Annotated in this window: 14 protein-coding genes; 3 read left to right on the top strand and 11 right to left on the bottom strand. The window is 60.7% G+C overall.

What is annotated here, in order from left to right; all coding sequences use genetic code 11:
• Positions 1-224: 224 nt before the first annotated feature.
• The 5 genes from DXD16_RS05225 to DXD16_RS05205 all read right to left on the bottom strand — a co-directional run bounded on the left by DXD16_RS05225 (position 225) and on the right by DXD16_RS05205 (position 4,233).
• Positions 225-929: a transaldolase gene (locus DXD16_RS05225; RefSeq protein ID WP_199408114.1), complete on the bottom strand. Its 705-nt coding sequence runs from the start codon at positions 927-929 to the stop codon at positions 225-227.
• A 323-nt stretch (positions 930-1,252) separates the two neighbouring features.
• Complete coding sequence (locus tag DXD16_RS05220; protein WP_117655358.1) at positions 1,253-2,644, bottom strand: PTS ascorbate transporter subunit IIC; 1,392 nt, start codon at positions 2,642-2,644, stop codon at positions 1,253-1,255.
• 71 nt (positions 2,645-2,715) lie between these two features.
• Positions 2,716-2,991: a PTS sugar transporter subunit IIB gene (locus tag DXD16_RS05215; RefSeq protein ID WP_022094539.1), complete on the bottom strand. Its 276-nt coding sequence runs from the start codon at positions 2,989-2,991 to the stop codon at positions 2,716-2,718.
• Positions 2,992-3,066: 75 nt separating this feature from the next.
• Positions 3,067-3,513 (bottom strand): PTS sugar transporter subunit IIA, encoded by a 447-nt coding sequence (locus DXD16_RS05210; protein WP_117655357.1) that lies wholly within the window; start codon positions 3,511-3,513, stop codon positions 3,067-3,069.
• Between the two features lie 9 nt (positions 3,514-3,522).
• A complete protein-coding gene (locus DXD16_RS05205) occupies positions 3,523-4,233 on the bottom strand; it encodes a transaldolase (RefSeq protein WP_117564350.1) in 711 nt (236 codons plus the stop codon).
• 348 nt (positions 4,234-4,581) lie between these two features.
• On the opposite strand from DXD16_RS05205, the gene DXD16_RS05200 reads away from it, so the two are divergent.
• Complete coding sequence (locus DXD16_RS05200; protein ID WP_158548938.1) at positions 4,582-5,373, top strand: DeoR/GlpR family DNA-binding transcription regulator; 792 nt, start codon at positions 4,582-4,584, stop codon at positions 5,371-5,373.
• Positions 5,374-5,418: 45 nt separating this feature from the next.
• Here the strand turns inward: DXD16_RS05200 and DXD16_RS05195 are convergent, their stop codons facing one another.
• Positions 5,419-6,246: an HAD hydrolase family protein gene (locus DXD16_RS05195; RefSeq protein WP_158551598.1), complete on the bottom strand. Its 828-nt coding sequence runs from the start codon at positions 6,244-6,246 to the stop codon at positions 5,419-5,421.
• Positions 6,247-6,321: 75 nt separating this feature from the next.
• On the opposite strand from DXD16_RS05195, the gene rlmKL reads away from it, so the two are divergent.
• Positions 6,322-8,889, top strand: a complete 2,568-nt coding sequence (gene rlmKL, locus DXD16_RS05190; RefSeq protein ID WP_117655355.1) for a bifunctional 23S rRNA (guanine(2069)-N(7))-methyltransferase RlmK/23S rRNA (guanine(2445)-N(2))-methyltransferase RlmL — start codon at positions 6,322-6,324, stop codon at positions 8,887-8,889.
• A gap of 94 nt (positions 8,890-8,983) precedes the next feature.
• Here the strand turns inward: rlmKL and DXD16_RS05185 are convergent, their stop codons facing one another.
• From DXD16_RS05185 to DXD16_RS05165, 5 genes are all read right to left on the bottom strand, one after another.
• Entirely contained in the window at positions 8,984-9,697 is a 714-nt protein-coding gene (locus DXD16_RS05185) for a response regulator (protein ID WP_197032188.1), read from the bottom strand.
• 4 nt (positions 9,698-9,701) lie between these two features.
• Positions 9,702-11,327, bottom strand: a complete 1,626-nt coding sequence (locus tag DXD16_RS05180; protein WP_117655354.1) for an ATP-binding protein — start codon at positions 11,325-11,327, stop codon at positions 9,702-9,704.
• Between the two features lie 114 nt (positions 11,328-11,441).
• Positions 11,442-11,666: a hypothetical protein gene (locus DXD16_RS05175; protein WP_117655353.1), complete on the bottom strand. Its 225-nt coding sequence runs from the start codon at positions 11,664-11,666 to the stop codon at positions 11,442-11,444.
• Between the two features lie 31 nt (positions 11,667-11,697).
• Complete coding sequence (locus tag DXD16_RS05170; protein ID WP_117655352.1) at positions 11,698-13,725, bottom strand: KUP/HAK/KT family potassium transporter; 2,028 nt, start codon at positions 13,723-13,725, stop codon at positions 11,698-11,700.
• Between the two features lie 157 nt (positions 13,726-13,882).
• Positions 13,883-14,752 (bottom strand): nitroreductase family protein, encoded by an 870-nt coding sequence (locus DXD16_RS05165; protein WP_117655351.1) that lies wholly within the window; start codon positions 14,750-14,752, stop codon positions 13,883-13,885.
• Positions 14,753-14,966: 214 nt separating this feature from the next.
• On the opposite strand from DXD16_RS05165, the gene DXD16_RS05160 reads away from it, so the two are divergent.
• Positions 14,967-17,267 carry an LTA synthase family protein gene (locus DXD16_RS05160; RefSeq protein ID WP_117655350.1) on the top strand — a complete coding sequence of 767 codons (2,301 nt, stop codon included), beginning with the start codon at positions 14,967-14,969 and terminating at the stop codon, positions 17,265-17,267.
• The last annotated feature ends 90 nt before the right edge of the window (positions 17,268-17,357 follow it).

The following is a 17,357-nucleotide window of genomic DNA, read 5'->3' as shown; positions in this document are numbered from 1 at the left end:
AGCTGGTAAAAGCCTTTACCTTGCTGAATACTCTCAATTTTGCACGGCGCAGGCGGGGGTACCTTTGTCCACGGCAGGATATGGAAGCCTATCACCAACCTACCGGCAAGTTCGTGTCGGCAGCCCCGGCCTTTCCTTTGCCTAGCGCGACCCTCGCGAAGCGCGTGAGCGATAGGGAAAGGAAAGGCCGGGGCGAACAACCCGCGATGTAGCCAGCGTTCGCGTTACGGCAGGATATGGAAACCGAGCGAGGCGATATCCTTGGCAAAACCGCGCACGGTATCGAGCGAGACCTCGTACGGGTCACGGCCGATGTTCTTACGCTTGGCCAGGATGCTGTTGGGCACCGTGATGATCTGGCAACCGCATCCTTCCGCCTGGTAAATATTGATAAGCTCACGCGTGGACGCCCACAGGACCTCGCAGTTGGGCTTGGTGGCGGCCTTCTTGACCGACTCCGTCATAAACGGAATGGGGTCGACGCCGGTGTCGGCGATGCGGCCGGCAAAGAGCGAGATGATTGACGGCGTCTCGGCGTCAACGGCCTCGACCATCTCGTCGACCTGCGCAGGCGTAAAGATGGTGGTGACGTTGACCTTGATGCCGTCGGCCGAAAGCTTGCGGACCAGCTCGGCGGTGGACTCGCCCTTGGTAGTCACGCACGGAATCTTGACATAGACGTTCTCGGCCCAGGTAGCGATCTCGCGCGCCTCGCCCTCCATGGTCTCGACGTCGTCGGCAAAGACCTCAAACGACACGGATACATCGGTGATGTGGGTCAAGACCTCTTTGGCAAACGCGCGGTAATCCGTCACGCCGCCCTTCTTCATAAGGGACGGGTTGGTCGTGAAACCCTGAACGTTGCCGTTCTCGTACATGTCGAGCATGCCCTCGAGATTTGCACCGTCAGCGAACACCTTGATTGCCATCTGCCTGATTCCTTTCGCTTGCACATGGGCGATAAACTGCTAAACACTTTACCTACGTTTATCAAGGCGTGAGCTGCGGGTTTTCATCTTCTCGGCGAACGGTTTTGCAGTTTTACCATTTTTATATCGACACCCCAGCGGCAAAACGTTTTTGCTGATCATCGCGGTTGATTCCGTTCGCGGCGCAGAGACAGCGCTTCACCGGTACGTTTTCACAACCACTCCAAAACAAAAGCGGTGACGCCTCATTTGAGACGTCACCGCTTCCGTGTAGGAGCCGGTTATCGGAGCTCCGCCCGATTAGGGCTTAACGTATGCCTGGATTACTCTTCCTCAACGTGGTTAATCACAGCACCCTTGGTGTGGATGAAGTTGGGGACGAAGGCGACGATCAGAAGGACAGCAAGAATCGCGTAGACACCGGTGGTACCGAAGGCCTCGGCAGCGCGGCCAAGCGTAATACCAATGACGGAGAAATCGAAGTCGCCGAACGTAGTGTTCTTGAAGCCAAAGACGTCAAGAACGGGCAGGAGCAGGGCCGGGGCGAAGGTGATGAGCAGGCCGTTGACGAAAGCGCCAAGAGCTGCGCCCTTGCGACCGCCGGTAGCATTGCCGTAGATGCCTGCGGTAGCACCGCAGAAGAAGTGGGGAACCATGCCCGGGATGATGAAGATGCCCAGGGTAGCGCCCACGATGAACATACCGACCACGCCACCGATGAAGGATGCGACAAAGCCGAGGATGACGGCGGTGGGAGCATAGGGGAAGAAGACGGCGCAGTCGACGGCGGGGATGGCACCGGGGATCAGCTTGTTGGAGATGCCCTGGAAAGCCGGGACCAGGTCGGCAAGGATCATACGAACGCCGTTATAGACGATGGTGACACCAACGGCAAAGGACAGGGCACAGGTCAGGGCATAGACAATCACGTTGTCGCCGCCAGCGGTCTTGGTAACGACCGCAGGATCTGCGATGTAAGCGGCGAAAGCGGTAACCAGGTAGAAGAAGGCCATGGTAAGAGCCGTGGAGATGGTAGTGTCGCGCAGGAAGGCGAACTTCTCGGGAACCTCGATCTTCTCGGTGCTGTTCTCCTCGGCGTCCTTAGCAAAAAGCGTACCGACTGCAGCGGAGATGTAATAGGCGAGTGAACCGAAGTGGCCCATGGCGATTTCATCGCCATGGGTAACCTTCTCGGTGAAACGCTGACCAACGGCGGGAAGCATAGCGCTCACGAGGCCCAGGAACATGCCGCCCACGATGACAAGCTGGACATCCTGGAAGCCAGATGCCTGCAGAACGGCAGACAGCAGGCAGGCCATAAACATGCTGTGATGGCCCGTCAGGAAGATGTACTTAAACTTGGTAAAGCGGGCAATGATAATGTTCACGACATAGCCGAGAATCAGGATCATCATGGTCTGAACGCCGAGGACGCTCTGAGCCATCGAAACAACGACCTCGTTGTTGGGCACGACGCCGGTGATGTGGAAACCGGTCTCGATGAAGGTACCCAGCGGAGCAAGGTTCTCCTGAACAACAGCGGCGCCGGCGGACAGCATGATGTAACCAAGAATGGGCTTCAGGGTGCCCGTCATCACCTTGTGGGCAGGACGCTTAAGCGCGACAAGGCCCACAAAGGCAAATAGACCCATAATCCACGCTGGCTTGGTCAGAATCGATTGGATAAACTCAAGTATGGGAAGGATGGCTTGCATCTGCGCTTCCTTTCTCTCTAACGTGGGCGCGTTTCCCTCTTCCACAGGGAACCGCCCTTTTTTGTGCCGCTTTAGGCGTTAGCGGCGGCCGCCTTGATTGCCTCGAGGGCGTCTTCGCGGATCTTCTTCTTGTTCACATAGCTGCGAACGATCACAACGTTGCCGTGGAGCTCGGGGGCGAGTTCTTTAACGGTGATGAACAGATCCGGATTTGCGGAAGAAGCACCGTTCAGGTCCATAGACTCAACGTCGGCCTTGATGCCCTCCTCCTCGCAAAGCTCCTCGACTTTGCCAGCGAGCATCAGGCTGGACCCGATGCCGTTTCCGCATACGGTGATGATATGCATGGCAACCTTCCTCTCCTACACGTGACGGTTTTCCGTCTATCCAAAAGCGGCGACGCATCGCCGTGCCATTAAGGCCTAAAAGAATGAACGCATGGTCTCCAAAACCTGCTCGGGCGTATCGCATGCGCTGAGCTTGGCAACGCAGTCCTCGTCCTCGAACATCTGCGAAAGCTCCGCCAAGCAGCCAAGATGAGCCTTGGGGTCGGGTGCGCAAATACCCACGAGCACGTGAACCGGATCGAAATCCTCGTGTCCAAACGCAATGGCAGGGTCAAGCGTGACGATACAGATCCCCGCTTCACTCACATTGCCATCTGCCTGAGCGTGGGGCATGGCGATGCCCTCTTCCAAGACCATATAGGGGCCGAATTTGTGAACCGATGAAATCATGGCGTCAACATAGCTCTGGTCGCATTTGCCAGCGTCTACGAGCAACTTACCGCATGCCTTGATCGCTTCCTCCCATTCGGAGGCCTCGACGTGGCAGGCAACAAGCTCGGGCTTAAGAAGATCGGTCAGCATGCTCGTCCCCTACTCCTCGGGCAGGATATGAAAACCAAGCGCCTGAATGTCGCGGGCAAAGCCCTTGACCGTATCAAGCGAGTACTCAAGCAAATCTTTCCCGAAATTCTTGCGCTTGGCAAGAAGGGCATTGGGGACCGTAATGATCTGACAGCCAACGGACTCCGCCTGGAAGATATTGAGGACCTCGCGCGTAGACGCCCAGAGAACCTCGGCAGCAGGCTTAACGGCAGCCTTCTTTACGGACTCCGCCATGAGGGGCAGCGGATCGACGCCGGTATCGGCAATGCGACCGGCAAAGATGGACAGAATAGAGGGGGTCTCAGCAGAGACGGCATCGACAAACTCGTCGACCTGCTCGGGCGTGAAGATAGTGGTGACATTCACCTTGATGCCGTCGGCAGAAAGGCGCTTGACCAGCGCGGCAGTGGACTCACCCTTGGTGTTGAGCGCCGGGATCTTAACGTAGACGTTGTCTGCCCAGGTTGCGATCTCGCGAGCCTCGGCTTCCATACCCGCCTCGTCGTCGGCGAATACCTCAAAAGAGACCGACACATCAGTAATGTGCTCAAGAACCGTCTTGGCAAAAGCGCGGTAGTCGGTCACGCCGCCGGCCTTCATAAGGGAAGGATTGGTCGTGAAGCCCTGAACGTTGCCATTGTCATGCATGTCAAGCATACCCTCGAGGTTAGCGCCGTCGGCAAACACCTTGATCGCCATGTTCGGTCCTTTCTCATCTAACACTATTGCTATCGAAAGCCTTCTTCTTTGTTTCAAAAGCTTTTCGGTTTTCTTTTATAAACCATTTCAAAAGCTATCGAAAGCTCAATTGTCAACTTTCCGTGAACGGTCGAATATCGGGCGTGAACGTACTTCTTTTGGGCGGCACCTTCAGAATGAGACTCTTTATAGCCCGTTTACGTGCGAACTATCTGCTACGCATGCATTTGTGACATGCCATTCCGTTCTTTTGATTCATTCGAATTTGCCTTGTTCTTTTCATATCGATACGTTATATTTCGATTACGAAAGGCGCATCTTTTACCTTTTGTTCAAAAGGAGCGGCATATGGCATCTACTTCAGACCTTTCACCGGCCGAGCGTCAGCGATTTATCATGAATTGGCTGGCCGAAAAGCCAAATATCTCGGTATCCGACATCGTTCGCCGTTTTTCGGTTTCGGAAGTCACCGCACGACACGACCTCATCTCGCTGGAATCCGAAGGCAAGCTGCGTCGCGTACGCGGCGGAGCGGTATCGCTTTCTCGCTCCAACGCAATCTCGTATCCCGAGGAGCGCATCAATGTCCAAGTCGAGGCCAAGGAGGCCATCGCCGCAACCGCAGCAACTCTTGTTGATGATGGCGATGTTCTGGTAATTGATATCGGCACCACAGGCTTTTACTTCGCTAAGGCCCTCATGGACAAGCGTGAGATCACCATTATCACCGGCGATCTTGCAATCGCGAACTACGCCAGCTTCAATCTCCCCAATGCTTCGGTAGTGCTGCTGGGCGGCTCCGTGCGCAAGGGGCACCTCTATCTCGCGGGCGCACTGACGCTCGACTGCATGAGCAAACTACATGCCGACAAGGCGTTTGTCAGTGCCGACGGATTCCACCCCGACCACGGTTTTACCGTCGAGCACGACTTCTCGGCCATGATCAAGCATATGTACCTTACCAACTCAAACCAGGGCTACATGATGGTTGACCAGGGAAAGTTCAACAAAACCAGTTTTTATCAGTCCGCGCAGATCGATGACCTCGACGGCATCATCGTTGATGGAGACGACGAGGGCATCATGACGGCGGCGATCGAGAGCAGTCGCAGTCATCCCAAGCTCTATATTGCAAAATAGCTCAAATGGCCGGGTCGCCCCCACTGCGGGCGACCCGGCCATTTATTAAATCAACCCAAAATGCTGCATCGCTGTGACGGTGCCGTCGTGTGCGACGTCGTCGGTCACGTAGTCGGCGATCGCCTTGACCTCGGGCATGGCGTTGCCCATGGCGACAGCCGTCTCGACAGCGGCGAGCATACCCAGATCGTTGCCGGAATCGCCAAAGCCAAAGGTGCGCGCGTTGCCGGTGCGACCTAGGTATTCCAGCGCTCGCGCCACGCCCACGCCCTTGTCGATGCCCTTGGGACTCAGCTCGCGGTTCTGGCCGCCAGTATTGCACAGCTCAAAGTTGCGATCGATAAAGCCATCATCGTTGGCTACGCGAGCCAGGTTGCACGCGTTAATGCACACCTTGCCTACGTGCAAGCGGCCATCGACGCGCATCTGATCAACGCCATGCACCACGCCGGCGCCTAGCAGAAATGACTGTTCGACACCAACTGGCTCAAGTGAATAGGTGGCACCGTTCGTCTCGAACAACGCCTCGCCGCCCGCCACAGTAATGCGGCGCGCGAGCTCCTCAACAATGTCTTCGTCAATGCAATCCTCGTGCACCACGCGTCCCTCGACCTCGAGCGTGGCGCCCGCCATGGCAACGATACCCGCCGGGTTCAGCGCACGCAGGCCATCGGCAACCAGCCACAAGGGACGGCCCGTGCAGATAAATGCCTTGTGCCCCGCATCGCGCAGTGCACGGAACGCCTCAACCACCGTCTGCGAGGGACGAACCGCCGAAAAGTCCTTATCGGTCATATCGTCGGGGTCGAACGACGTCAGCGTGCCGTCCACGTCAAAAAAGAGCACAGCGGAATCGGGGCACGCATCAATCATATGGGTTCCTTTCGAGGGCGATGGCAAACGAAGCATCCATCATATAATGGAGCGACGCAACCAGAGAGGTCACCCATGGAATTTTATGCAAGCTGCCCCGAGGGCTTTGAATCCGCACTCGCCGACGAGCTCAAGTGGCTCGGGCTTTCGCATGTCCGCCGCCTGAAGGGCCGCGCTACGTTTGAGGGCGAGCTCGAAGAAGGCTACCGCGCCTGTCTGTGGTCGCGCCTGGCCAGCCGCGTGTTTGTGGTGCTCGGACGCTTTGAGGCACAGGATGCCGACGAGCTGTACGATGCCGTTTACGACATTGCCTGGGAAAACATCGTCCGCCGCGGCGCCACCATTGCCATCACTGCCCGTGGTGTGACCGAGCAGCTGCGCAACACGCGCTTCTCTGCCCTGCGCGCCAAGGACGCATTGTGCGATCGCCTGGCCGAGACCACAGGCCGTCGCGCCGATGTCGATGCTGCCGACCCCGATGTCCACCTGCTGCTTTCGCTACGCCAGCGCCGTGCGAGCATAAGCCTGGACCTTTCGGGCGACCCGCTGTTCAAGCGCCTGCCGCCCGCCGCGACTCGCGCCGGCGAGGGCGCGCACGTGCTACGCCCCGACTACGCCGCCCTGGTGTTGGCGCAGGTCGGCTGGACCGCGCTGTGCGAGCGCGAGCTGACGGCCGACGACTACGAAAACGAGGCCCTACCTACGCTGATCGACGCGTCGTGCGCCGGCGGCGGCCTGCTGCTGGAGGCCGTGAACATCCTGACCGACCGCGCCCCGGGCGCCGCACGCGAGCGCTGGGGCTTTGAGGGCTGGCAGCTGCACGATGCCGCCCTATGGGAGCAGTTGCTTGCCGAGGCACGCGGGCGCGAGGCGGCAGCGCGTGAGCGCGAGGCGCGCATCGTGGCCGCGGACATCGACCCCGCCGCCCGCAAGACCGCCGAGCGCATGGTTAAGTTTGCCGGCTACAAGCGCTTTGTCGATTTTTGCGCCGCCAAATCTGCCACCGTACTGGACCACGCGGGCGCCGTCGCCGGTGCCGCCCTCGTCGCGGATACGACCGAGACACCGCTGTCGCTTATGCATGACGCCATGACGCTGGTCGGCGAGCTGCGCCGCGCGCCCGAGCTTGCTTCGGCACCGGTCGCCGCGCTCACCCGCGACGGCCTGCTGGCCCGCGCGTTCCATGCCGAGCCCGCGCGCTCCATTGCCGTCATGCCCAACAACGAAGAGGCGACTATCGAGGTTTGGCCCTCGCTCGACCACGCCGCCGCAGCGTTTGAAGCTGCGACCAGCGCGGATGCCGAGGCCGAGGTTGCGGATGCCAACGAAGTCAACGATGAGGCCGCAGCTTCTGCCATGCCCGAGCCCGCTGCCACGCTCGACCTGGGCGACGGCAAGCCGCTGCCCGTGCTCATCCCCGAATCCGAACAGTTCGCCAACCGCCTGCGCAAGAACGCTCGCCTGCGCCGCAAGTGGGCCAAGCGCGAGGGCGTGAGCTGCTACCGCGTCTACGATGCCGACCTGCCCGACTACTCCGCCGCCATCGACCTGTACGAGGGTTGCCCACAGACTCCAGGCCGCTGGCTCGTCATCGCCGAATACGCGGCGCCCAAGACCATCGACCCGGCGCTGGCCCAGGCCCGTATGCTCGACATCTTGGCCATCGCGCCGCGCATCCTGGATGTCCCAGCCGAGCATGTGCATGCCAAGGCCCGCATGCGTTCGCGCGGCGGCTCGCAGTACGGTAAGCAGGGCGCCGGCAAGGGCGGCTCGGGCGAGCGCGCCAACATTGCGCGCCGTCGCCTACCGCTCATCGAGGAAGGCGGCCTCACCTTTGCCGTCAACTTTGACGACTACCTGGACGTGGGCATCTTCTTGGACCACCGCGTCACGCGCAATCTGGTGCGTGAGCACGCCAAGCAGGCGCGCCGCTTCCTCAACCTGTTTGCCTACACCGGCACTGCCACCTGCTATGCGGCAGACGGCGGCGTCGAGGAGACCGTGACGGTTGACCTCTCGAACACCTATCTGGACTGGGCCGAGCGCAATATGCGTCAGAACGGCTTTGTGGGGCCGCAGCATCACTTTGTGCGCGACGACGTGCTCGCCTGGATTCGCGACCAGCGCCAGACGCGCAACCGCTGGGACCTGATCTTTGTCGACCCGCCCACGTTCTCGAACTCGTCCAAGATGGGCCGCCGCACCTGGGATGTCCAGCGCGACCATGTTGAGCTTTTGGCTGGCGTATCACGCCTGCTCGCGCAGGGCGGCCATGCCATCTTTAGCTGCAACCTGCGCGGCTTCCGCCCCGAAACGCGCAAGCTCGCCCGCGCGGGCGTGGTGCTGGAGGACATTACGGCGCAGACCATCCCCGAGGACTTCGCGCGCAACCAGAAGGTGCACCACTGCTACATCGTGCGCCGCCTGCCCATCGAGGACGCCATGGCCGAGGTCGGCTTTAGCGCCGAGGAGATTGCCGAGCGAACCGAGGAACTGCGCAACCCCGAGGCCCGCAAGCCCCGTGCGGCAGTACCCGCGCACGCGCAGGCCGGCAACGGCAAGTCCAACTTTTCCGGCAAGCCCTCCCCCGCCGGCAAGCCCAAAAAGAAGAAGTTCTACGCCAGCAAGCCCAAGGGCAAATAACAAAGTTGCGGTGGAATACGGACTGTTTTGCCTGGAATTAGGCAAATTTAGACCGTATTTCACCGCAGCTCATAGTGGGATGGCGGATGCCGACCTATCCCTGGGTAACCAGTCGGTAACCGATGCCCACGTGCGTCTGGATATAGCGCGGGTGCGCGGGGTCGGACTCGATCTTCTTGCGCAACGTGCCCATAAAGACACGCAGGCTCGCCAGGTCGCTCTTGGTCGCCGTACCCCAAATCTCGTGCAGGATAAATTGGTGCGTCAGCACCTTGTCGGCGTTGTGTGCCAGCAGGCACAAGAGCTTGTACTCGATCGGCGTCAGATGCAGTTCCTCGCCATCCATCGTGGCGATGCCGGCATCAAAATCGATATGCAACTCGCCGGTATCGAACGAGCCCTCGGAGACAACACCGCCCGCCTGCGCATACGAAAGGCGCCTGAGCGTGGTGCGAATGCGCGCGAGCAGCTCCTCGACCGAAAACGGCTTAGTCAGGTAGTCATCGGCGCCGGCATCGAGCGCTCGGATCTTGTCCGCGTCCTCGCTGCGCGCCGAAACCACGATGATCGGCATGCCCGACCACGCGCGCACCGACTCCACCACCTTGACGCCGTCCATATCGGGCAGGCCCAGATCGAGCAGCACAATGCTCGGCGCCTGCGACGAAGCGGCGGCGATGGCGGCGTGGGCGGTCTCCACAGCCATATGGCGCAAACCGTGCGCCTCGAGCGCGGCGACGATAAGGTTGCGGACGGCGGGATCGTCCTCAACGACCAAGATGAGCGGTTTCACGGCAGAGTTCGGCACAGCGCTACTCCTTATCAAACGAAACGTCGGCGGCGGGAAGCTCAATCGTAAAGACCGAACCGTGCGGGTCCGCCGCGGTAACCTCTATGCTACCGCCATGTGCCAGCGCAATGGAGCGGCAGAGCGAAAGCCCCAAGCCCACACTGCGGCAGCTGTCGGCCAGGCCATGGTTGGCGGTGTAGAACGACTCAAAGATTCGCTCGCGGTCCTCGGGCGCAATGCCCGGGCCATCATCAGCAACCGAGCACGCCACGCATCCATCATGGACGCCAATCGAGATTACGATATGCGAGCCCGCAGGCGTATAGGCGATGGCGTTGTTCACCAGATTGACCACCAGCTGCACCATCAGGCGCGCGTCGACGTTGACAAGCGCCGGCTCATCGCACGCCACCACCTTAAGGTCGTGCTCGCGCACGGCCGGGTTTACGTGGCGCAGCGCCTCCTCGACGATATCGTCCATGAGCTCGAGCGTAGTCGACAGATGCATGCCGCCGCCCTCGAGCTTGGTAATGGCGAGCAGATTCTCGACAGTGGCGTTGAGCCATTGCGCGTCCGAGCGAATGGATAGGAGCATGCCGCGGCGTGTCTGGTCGTCGAGCACGGCCGTGCCGGTCGAGCCCTGGTCGAGCAACACGTCGGCATTACCCGAAATACTGGTAAGCGGCGTGCGCAGGTCGTGCGAGATGGAGCGCAGTAAGTTGGCACGCAGCTGTTCGTTTTTGGCGAGCACCGCCGCCTCCTCGCGAGCCTCCATGGCGCGGGCGCGATCGAGCGCCAGCTCGCCTTCGCTCGCGATGGCATCGGCAAGCGTCCGCTCCTCGGGCGTCAGCGCATCGGGCTCGGCGACAATGGCGAACACCCCCACCACCGAGGCGGGATCGCCCGCGCGCACCATGGTGTCGCCCGAGCGCACGGTCAGGTATATGCCGTAGAACGCCGAGGCGCCATAGGTGGCATCGAGCGGCGTTCCCACATAGGCGGACGCCGAGAGCCGCGGCGGCATCTGCGGCGCCAGCTGGTGTACCGGCGCGGCATCGCCCACGGCCGTGTACGTCGTGCGCGGCAGCAGGTCATCGTTATCGGCATCGGCGCTATACCACACGACCGGACAGTCCGAAAGACGCGCCAGCTGCGTTGCCATAGCGTGCACAATCTGTTGTTGATCGCCGCACCGCTGCAGCATGCGGTTGGTCTCGAGCACCATCTGCGTGCGACGGTCGCTGGCGGCAGCCTGCGCCAAGGCGCGGCGCAGGGCCAGCGCGATTGAGCTCGACACGAGCGAGACCGCAAACATAATGAAGAACATGCCGGGATAGACGCGGTCGATAAACGACAGCGCGTAGCGCGGGTCGACAAACAAGAAGTTGTAGAGCGCCACGGCGGCAGCCGAGCTCAGCAGGCAGTACAGGCGGCTCCAGGTAAAGAAAGCGCACAGCTGCACGGCGAACACATAGACGATCATGATGCTCGGCGCGAGCCCCGGATGGTCGAGCAGCGCGCCCACAATCGTCGCCGCGGCTAGCAGCCCCGCCGATACGCAGGCGTCATACAGAGGGCTGCGACGCGTCAGCGTTGTACGCCGCCACCAAAAGTTCTCGGCAATATCGCCGTCCGCACGGACGTCCATCAGCGCCCCGCCCCTCTCTCAAAAACAAAAACCACCACAAAGGGGACTGGCACCTTTGCGGTGGTGGCCTCCTTGTGGTGGTTTCAAGTGTATAGCCTTTACAGCCTGCGGTCGCTAGACAAACAGCACGTGCGCGAGCAGGGCACACACGCACACCGCTCCAAATACCAGTGCCACGATCGAAATTACGCGATCGGCCATATCCATGTTGGCACGGTTCGTCAAAAACCGATCTTCGGCGGCGTCGGCACGTGCCTCACGTACCAGCTTGGCAACCACCTCGCGGCCATCAAGCATCTTTGCATCCATGTTTGCCTCCCCGGCCTCAATCTTGTCCATCGAAAACCAACTCCGTGCAACCTGTCGGCGCCTACGGGCGCTCGTTGGGAGCCAGGCGTTGCATCTTGTTCACGGCCTTGAACTTGGTGAACAGCGGCACGTACTCAAAGCTCACGTTGGAGTTCTCCAGGCCGTACCAGCGTGCAGGCGTGCCGGCGGCGCGACGAATGATGTACTTGAGCGTGATGGCCGTACGCTCGCTCGGCTCCACATCGCTTTCGGGCGCCAGAAGCTTACGGATCAGGACGAACTTGAACGTACCGATGTTGCCCGGATCCTTGTAGACCGAGTAGTCATGCGTCTGCGCCGGCAGCTCGCCGGTGGCAGCCAGGTCCTGAACGACCTGACGCAGGTAGGCATTGACGCGCTGGTTAATCTTGTAGCCCAGGTACAGATGCACGCGGAACACGTAGTCGGTGCCGAACGTCTCGACCGAATAGGCAAAGGTATGCGGCTCGTCCATGGTCTCGACGTTCACGAACCACCAGGCGCGAGCACGCTTGGGATGCTTGTCCAAGATCGAGTAGACGATATCACGGTCGATGTAATCGGTATGGGTGTCCTTGGTCAGGTACACGATGTTGTCGCTCATGCGCTCGTAACGGTCGTCGTCGCGCAGGCGCTTGAGCTGCGGCAGATAGCTGCGCAGCGGCAGCAGCGTAAACTGGCGCTGCTCGACCGCCGTGCCGTTGTACCAGCACACCATAATGCCCATGATGAGTGCAGCCATGAGGATGGTGAAGTAGCCGCCGTGGAAGAACTTGGTGAGCGAGCTCACGAAGAAGAAGCCTTCGAGCAAAAGGAAGAAGGCCGCGAAGATCCACGGAGCAACCTTGAGCTTGCGCTCCTCGTGCAGGTAGAAGAAGAGCAGCAGCGTAGTGCACATCATAGTCAGCGTAATGGCAAGGCCGTAAGCGGCCTCCATGTGTGCCGAGTTCTGGAACAGCAGCACCACGATGACGCAGCCCACGAGCATGACGTTGTTGACCATGGGGATGTAGAGCTGGCCTTTGGTCTCGGCAGGGTAGAAGACCTGCATGTGCGGCATGAGGTCCAGACGGCTGGCCTCGGACACCAGCGAGAATGCGCCGGTGATGAGCGCCTGCGAGGCAATGATGGCCGCGACGGTGGAAAGGCCTACGGCAAACGGGCGCAGGCCCGGGGCGAGCATCTGGTAGAACGGGTTGAGATCGGCAATGCCCATGAGCTCGGGGTTGGCAGCGTTGTTCATAAGCCAAGCGCCCTGGCCCATATAGGAAAGCAGCAGGCAGCACTTAACGAACGGCCAGGTAGCGTAGATGTTGCCGCGGCCGACGTGGCCCATGTCGGAGTAGAGCGCCTCGGCACCGGTGGTGGCGAGGAAGCAGCTGCCCAGGATCATGATGCCCGCGTGGTTGTTGGGGCTCAGCAAAAAGGCGATGCCGCGCACCGGGTTGAGGCACAGCAGCACGGCGGGGTGCTGGAAGACAAAGAACAGACCCGTGCCGCCCAGGAACAGGAACCACAGCGTCATGATAGGGCCAAAGGCGTGACCGATCTTGGCCGTGCCGATGCGCTGCACCAAGAAGAGCGCAATGATGATGGCGAGCGTGATGGCGACAACGCGGCCCTGGTCATCCCCGAGCACGGCGTGAACCGCAGGGATGGTGCGCAGGCCCTCGATGGCCGTGGTAACGGTAACAGCCGGCGTCAGGATGCCGTCGGCGAGCAGCGCGGCGCCACCCAGCATGGCGGGGATGATAAGCCACTTGCCGCAACGCTTGACCAGGCTGTACAGGGCAAAGATACCGCCCTCGCCGTGGTTGTCGGCGCGCAGCGAGATCAGCACGTACTTGACGGTCGTCAGCAGCGTGACCGTCCACACGACAAGAGAGAGCGCGCCGAGCACGAACTCCTCCGTCACGCTTCCGATGCCGCCGTTGCCGGCAACGAGCGCCTTGGTTACATACATAGGGCTGGTGCCGATGTCGCCGTACACCACGCCCAGCGTGACGAGCATCGCCGAGATGCTCACAGGAATCGCAGCGTGCGAGGCTGCCTCCTTGGCCTTTTGTTCCATAAGCCGGTTTCCTCCCAACTTTAATGTTCGAAGGGATTATAGGCAATCGGCCCATGTTTTAATGCACTGTTTTCCCAGCTAGATAAACATTTATACGGCCTTTATGCCATCGCGCGATATGGAATGTGGCAAAGGGACTGTCCCTTTGCCACATTCGTCATTTTCCGAGCCAATTTTTGAACCACCACTCCATGGAGCGGCTCATCTCGGCCATAAAGGGACTCGTGTGCTTGCGGGTATAGATGTCCACGACGCGCTCCCCCACCTCGCGGGCATGCGGACGGAACATCGCGTCCATCTCGGCCACCTGCGCGTCCATAGTCGCGTCGTCCGCACGGCGGTAGCGTTCCTCGTGCACCAGGTTCACCACGGGGTGCGCGATTGCCGGGCGCTCTTTGCGAGGCGTGCCGATGATGAGCATCGACAGCGGCATGGTATAGGGCGGCAGATCGAGCAGCTCGGCAACTTCCTCGGCATTCTCGACGATATCACCGATGTAGCAGCTCCCCAGCCCCAGGGCCTCGGCGGCAACCACGGCGTTTTGTGCAGCGATCACGGCGTCCTGGGCCGCGATGGCAAAGTCGCCCAAACCCGGCGCGCGGCGGGGCGCCTTGCCCGTGCGCTCGACAAACTCGGGCTCAAAGCAGCCCACGTGCTCAAACAGATCGATCCACTTGGCATAATCGACCACAAATATAAGTGCCCAGGGCGCCTTGGCGATCATGGGCTGGTGATCGCACAGGTCGGCCAGACGGTCCAGCGTAGCCTGCTCGCGAATGCTCACGATGGAATACATCATCATGGCGCCCGCCGATGGCGCGCGACTCGCCGCATGCAAAATCGCCGCCCGCCGCTCGTCGGTCACCGCTACGGGACGGTCACTGTCATCGCGCGCGAAGGCGCGCGTAGACGAACGGTGCTCCAAAATGTCCAGCACCGCGTTGCCCGTAGTCTCGACCGGATAGCCGCCCGCGTCCATGCCGGCACCCACGTCGCCCGCACTCGTCATACAAACCCGCTCGTTCATCGCCTCATCCTCGCCATTTCTTTAAGAAGCCTTTACGTTTCCGTGTAATTCCCGTCCATTATCGCGCAGGTCGCCACTACATTGCGCCACACCGCCACACGTGCGCGTTAATATGGCTGGTTGTTGTGCGCAGCCACCAATTGCAGCGCATATCTTGGTAACAATCGGGTAAACCCCCGCTTTCGTAGGTTTTAAGTTTGTGAGGAGTCTCAGCATGTTCGCTGCCGCCATCTCGCTCGTCGGTCTTGCGGCGACCGTCTACCTTGTCTTGCGCGAGGCCAAGGCCATTCGCGCACAGTCGGGCACCGTCGCCAAAGGCGCCATCGCCTGGAGTGTCGCCTTCGGCCTGTTCCAGCTCTTTTTGACCATTTGGGGCGCCATTGGCCTCGTCGCCCAAAACGAGCCGCTCGCCTTTGTGATGCTCATCCTGACCAACGCCATCCTTACCGGATGCGCCTGGGCCAGCATTGCCCGCGACCGCATCGCCCCGCGCGTCTTTGCGTTCGCCGGGTCCGATGCCCCCGTCCCCACCGGCAAGCTCGCCCGCCTACGCGGAGCCTTTGTGGGCAAACCGCTCGTCGCCGCCGTCTTGTGCCTGCTGCTCGCCGGCGTCTTTGCGCTGCTGGGCATGGAGGTCTCGTCCAACCACGACTTTACCTGGGTCTACCCCCTGTGCATTCTGCTCGAATGGGCCATCATCACCGTGCTCATGGTCGGCTTGTTCTTCCTATTCCAGCGCCACGGCGCAGCTCCCGCGGTCCTGGCCTGTGCCCTCTTTGTCCTGGGCATTGCCGAGTTCTTCGTCATCACGTTTAAATCCATGCCCATCCAGCCGGGCGACCTTTCGGCCATCTCCACCGCCGCCGCAGTCGCCGGCACCGGCTACACCTTCTCGATCTCGCTGTTCTGCGTGCTATCCATGGGCTTTACCGCCATCGCCATGCTGCTGTGCGAGTACGCCGGCCTGGTGGCACCGCACCGTCAGAAGGGCACCGCCAACGCCAAGCGCATGCTGCTCACCAATCTGCTCGTGGCGGTGCTGTGCCTGGGCGGCGTGACCGCGCATGTCACGCTCATCGACTACTACAACACCCTCGGCATCACCGTCTACACCTGGCGTCCGCTCGAGAGCTACTGGCGCGAGGGCTACCTGCCCGCCTTTATTAGTGCGGCGCAGTCCATCAAGCCGCCCAAACCCGCCGACTATTCTGTCGATGACGCCAAGGCCACGCTCAAAAAGTACGCCAAGGCCTACGACAAGTCCGACGCCGCCAAGAGTGACGATCGCACCGCCGCAAAGGAGCAATTCGACAGCGAGAAGCCCACGGTCATCGCCATCATGAACGAGACCTTCTCGGACCTGTCGATCTACCAGAACATGCGCGCCGGCTACGAGGGCCCGCAGTACTTTAAGAGCCTGTCCAACTGCCTCAGCCGCGGCAAGCTCTATGTGAGCGCCTACGGCGGCGGTACCGCCAATACCGAGTTTGAGTTTATGACCGGCAACTCCATGGCCAACCTGGGCTCGGGCGTGTACCCCTACACCATCTACAACATGGAAACGACCGGGAATCTGGCAGAGCAGTTCAAATCGCTCGGCTATTCCACCACGGCCATGCACCCCAACCACGCGACCAACTGGAACCGCGAGAACGTCTACAAGGACTTTGGCTTTGACCAGTTCCTGTCCATCAACGATTTCCAGGGCGCCGATACCCTGCGCGGCATGGTGACCGACCAGGCAACCTACGACAAGATTCTTGAGTTGCTCGACCAGAACGCCGACCCGCAGTTCATCTTCGACGTGACCATGCAGAACCACTCGGGCTACGACACGGGCCTGCTGCCGGTCGACAAGCAGATGCACCTGAACATCGACACGACCGACCTGGACGCCAAGACCGTCGAGGATGGCACGCTGTCCGATGTCGACGAGTACGTCTCGTGCATCGAGCAGTCCGACCAGGCGCTGCGCTACTTCCTCAACGCCCTGAGCAAGCTCGACCGCAAGGTGGTCGTGGTGTTCTGGGGCGACCATCAGCCGTTCTTCCCGTCCAAGTTCAATGACAAGTGGTTTACCGGCGAGGACGACGCTACGCATCAGGAGCGTCTGTGGCAGACCGACTACATCATCTGGGCCAACTACGACGTTGCCGGCTGCGACCAGACGAGCGAGGTTGACGACTTGTCTACCAACTACCTGTCCACCCAGCTTATGCAGCTGATCGGCGCACCGCTGACCGACTACCAGAAGGCGCACATGACGCTGCGCGAGTCGCTACCCGCCATCAACTCCGTGGGCCACGAGGACGCCAGCCTGCGCTGGGCGCTCTCCTCCAACGTCACCGGTGACGACGCCGCTGCCGCAGCCGCCACCAAGGCACGCGAGGATTACGCCAAGATGCAGTATTACGAGATGTTCCGCGACGGCAAGAACGTGTACACCGAGCACTTCCAGACCGAGGCCAACGAGACCGACCCCAACCTGGCGCCGGGCACGACCAAGATCAAATAACGGGTCTATCGACCTGGTTCGTCCGCCCGGGTGGCGCGGAACATAAGGTTCCCTGCTCGGACAGTCCTGCTCGCACGGAGAGCACATTAA

This window comes from Collinsella sp. TF11-5AC (genome assembly GCF_003436775.1).
GTDB lineage: Bacteria > Actinomycetota > Coriobacteriia > Coriobacteriales > Coriobacteriaceae > Collinsella.
This window is presented reverse-complemented; position numbering and strand designations above follow the sequence as displayed.

Bases quoted from the DNA above. Each gene is read 5' to 3' on its own strand.
- DXD16_RS05165 (WP_117655351.1), bottom strand. From the start codon at position 14,752: ATGAACGAGCGGGTTTGTATGACGAGTGCGGGCGACGTGGGTGCCGGC.
- DXD16_RS05195 (WP_158551598.1), bottom strand. From the start codon at position 6,246: ATGATTGATGCGTGCCCCGATTCCGCTGTGCTCTTTTTTGACGTGGAC.
- DXD16_RS05215 (WP_022094539.1), bottom strand. From the start codon at position 2,991: ATGCATATCATCACCGTATGCGGAAACGGCATCGGGTCCAGCCTGATG.
- DXD16_RS05160 (WP_117655350.1), top strand. From the start codon at position 14,967: ATGTTCGCTGCCGCCATCTCGCTCGTCGGTCTTGCGGCGACCGTCTAC.
- rlmKL (WP_117655355.1), top strand. From the start codon at position 6,322: ATGGAATTTTATGCAAGCTGCCCCGAGGGCTTTGAATCCGCACTCGCC.
- DXD16_RS05210 (WP_117655357.1), bottom strand. From the start codon at position 3,513: ATGCTGACCGATCTTCTTAAGCCCGAGCTTGTTGCCTGCCACGTCGAG.
- DXD16_RS05220 (WP_117655358.1), bottom strand. From the start codon at position 2,644: ATGCAAGCCATCCTTCCCATACTTGAGTTTATCCAATCGATTCTGACC.
- DXD16_RS05205 (WP_117564350.1), bottom strand. From the start codon at position 4,233: ATGGCGATCAAGGTGTTTGCCGACGGCGCTAACCTCGAGGGTATGCTT.
- DXD16_RS05180 (WP_117655354.1), bottom strand. From the start codon at position 11,327: ATGGACGTCCGTGCGGACGGCGATATTGCCGAGAACTTTTGGTGGCGG.
- DXD16_RS05225 (WP_199408114.1), bottom strand. From the start codon at position 929: ATGGCAATCAAGGTGTTCGCTGACGGTGCAAATCTCGAGGGCATGCTC.
- DXD16_RS05170 (WP_117655352.1), bottom strand. From the start codon at position 13,725: ATGGAACAAAAGGCCAAGGAGGCAGCCTCGCACGCTGCGATTCCTGTG.
- DXD16_RS05175 (WP_117655353.1), bottom strand. From the start codon at position 11,666: ATGGACAAGATTGAGGCCGGGGAGGCAAACATGGATGCAAAGATGCTT.
- DXD16_RS05200 (WP_158548938.1), top strand. From the start codon at position 4,582: ATGGCATCTACTTCAGACCTTTCACCGGCCGAGCGTCAGCGATTTATC.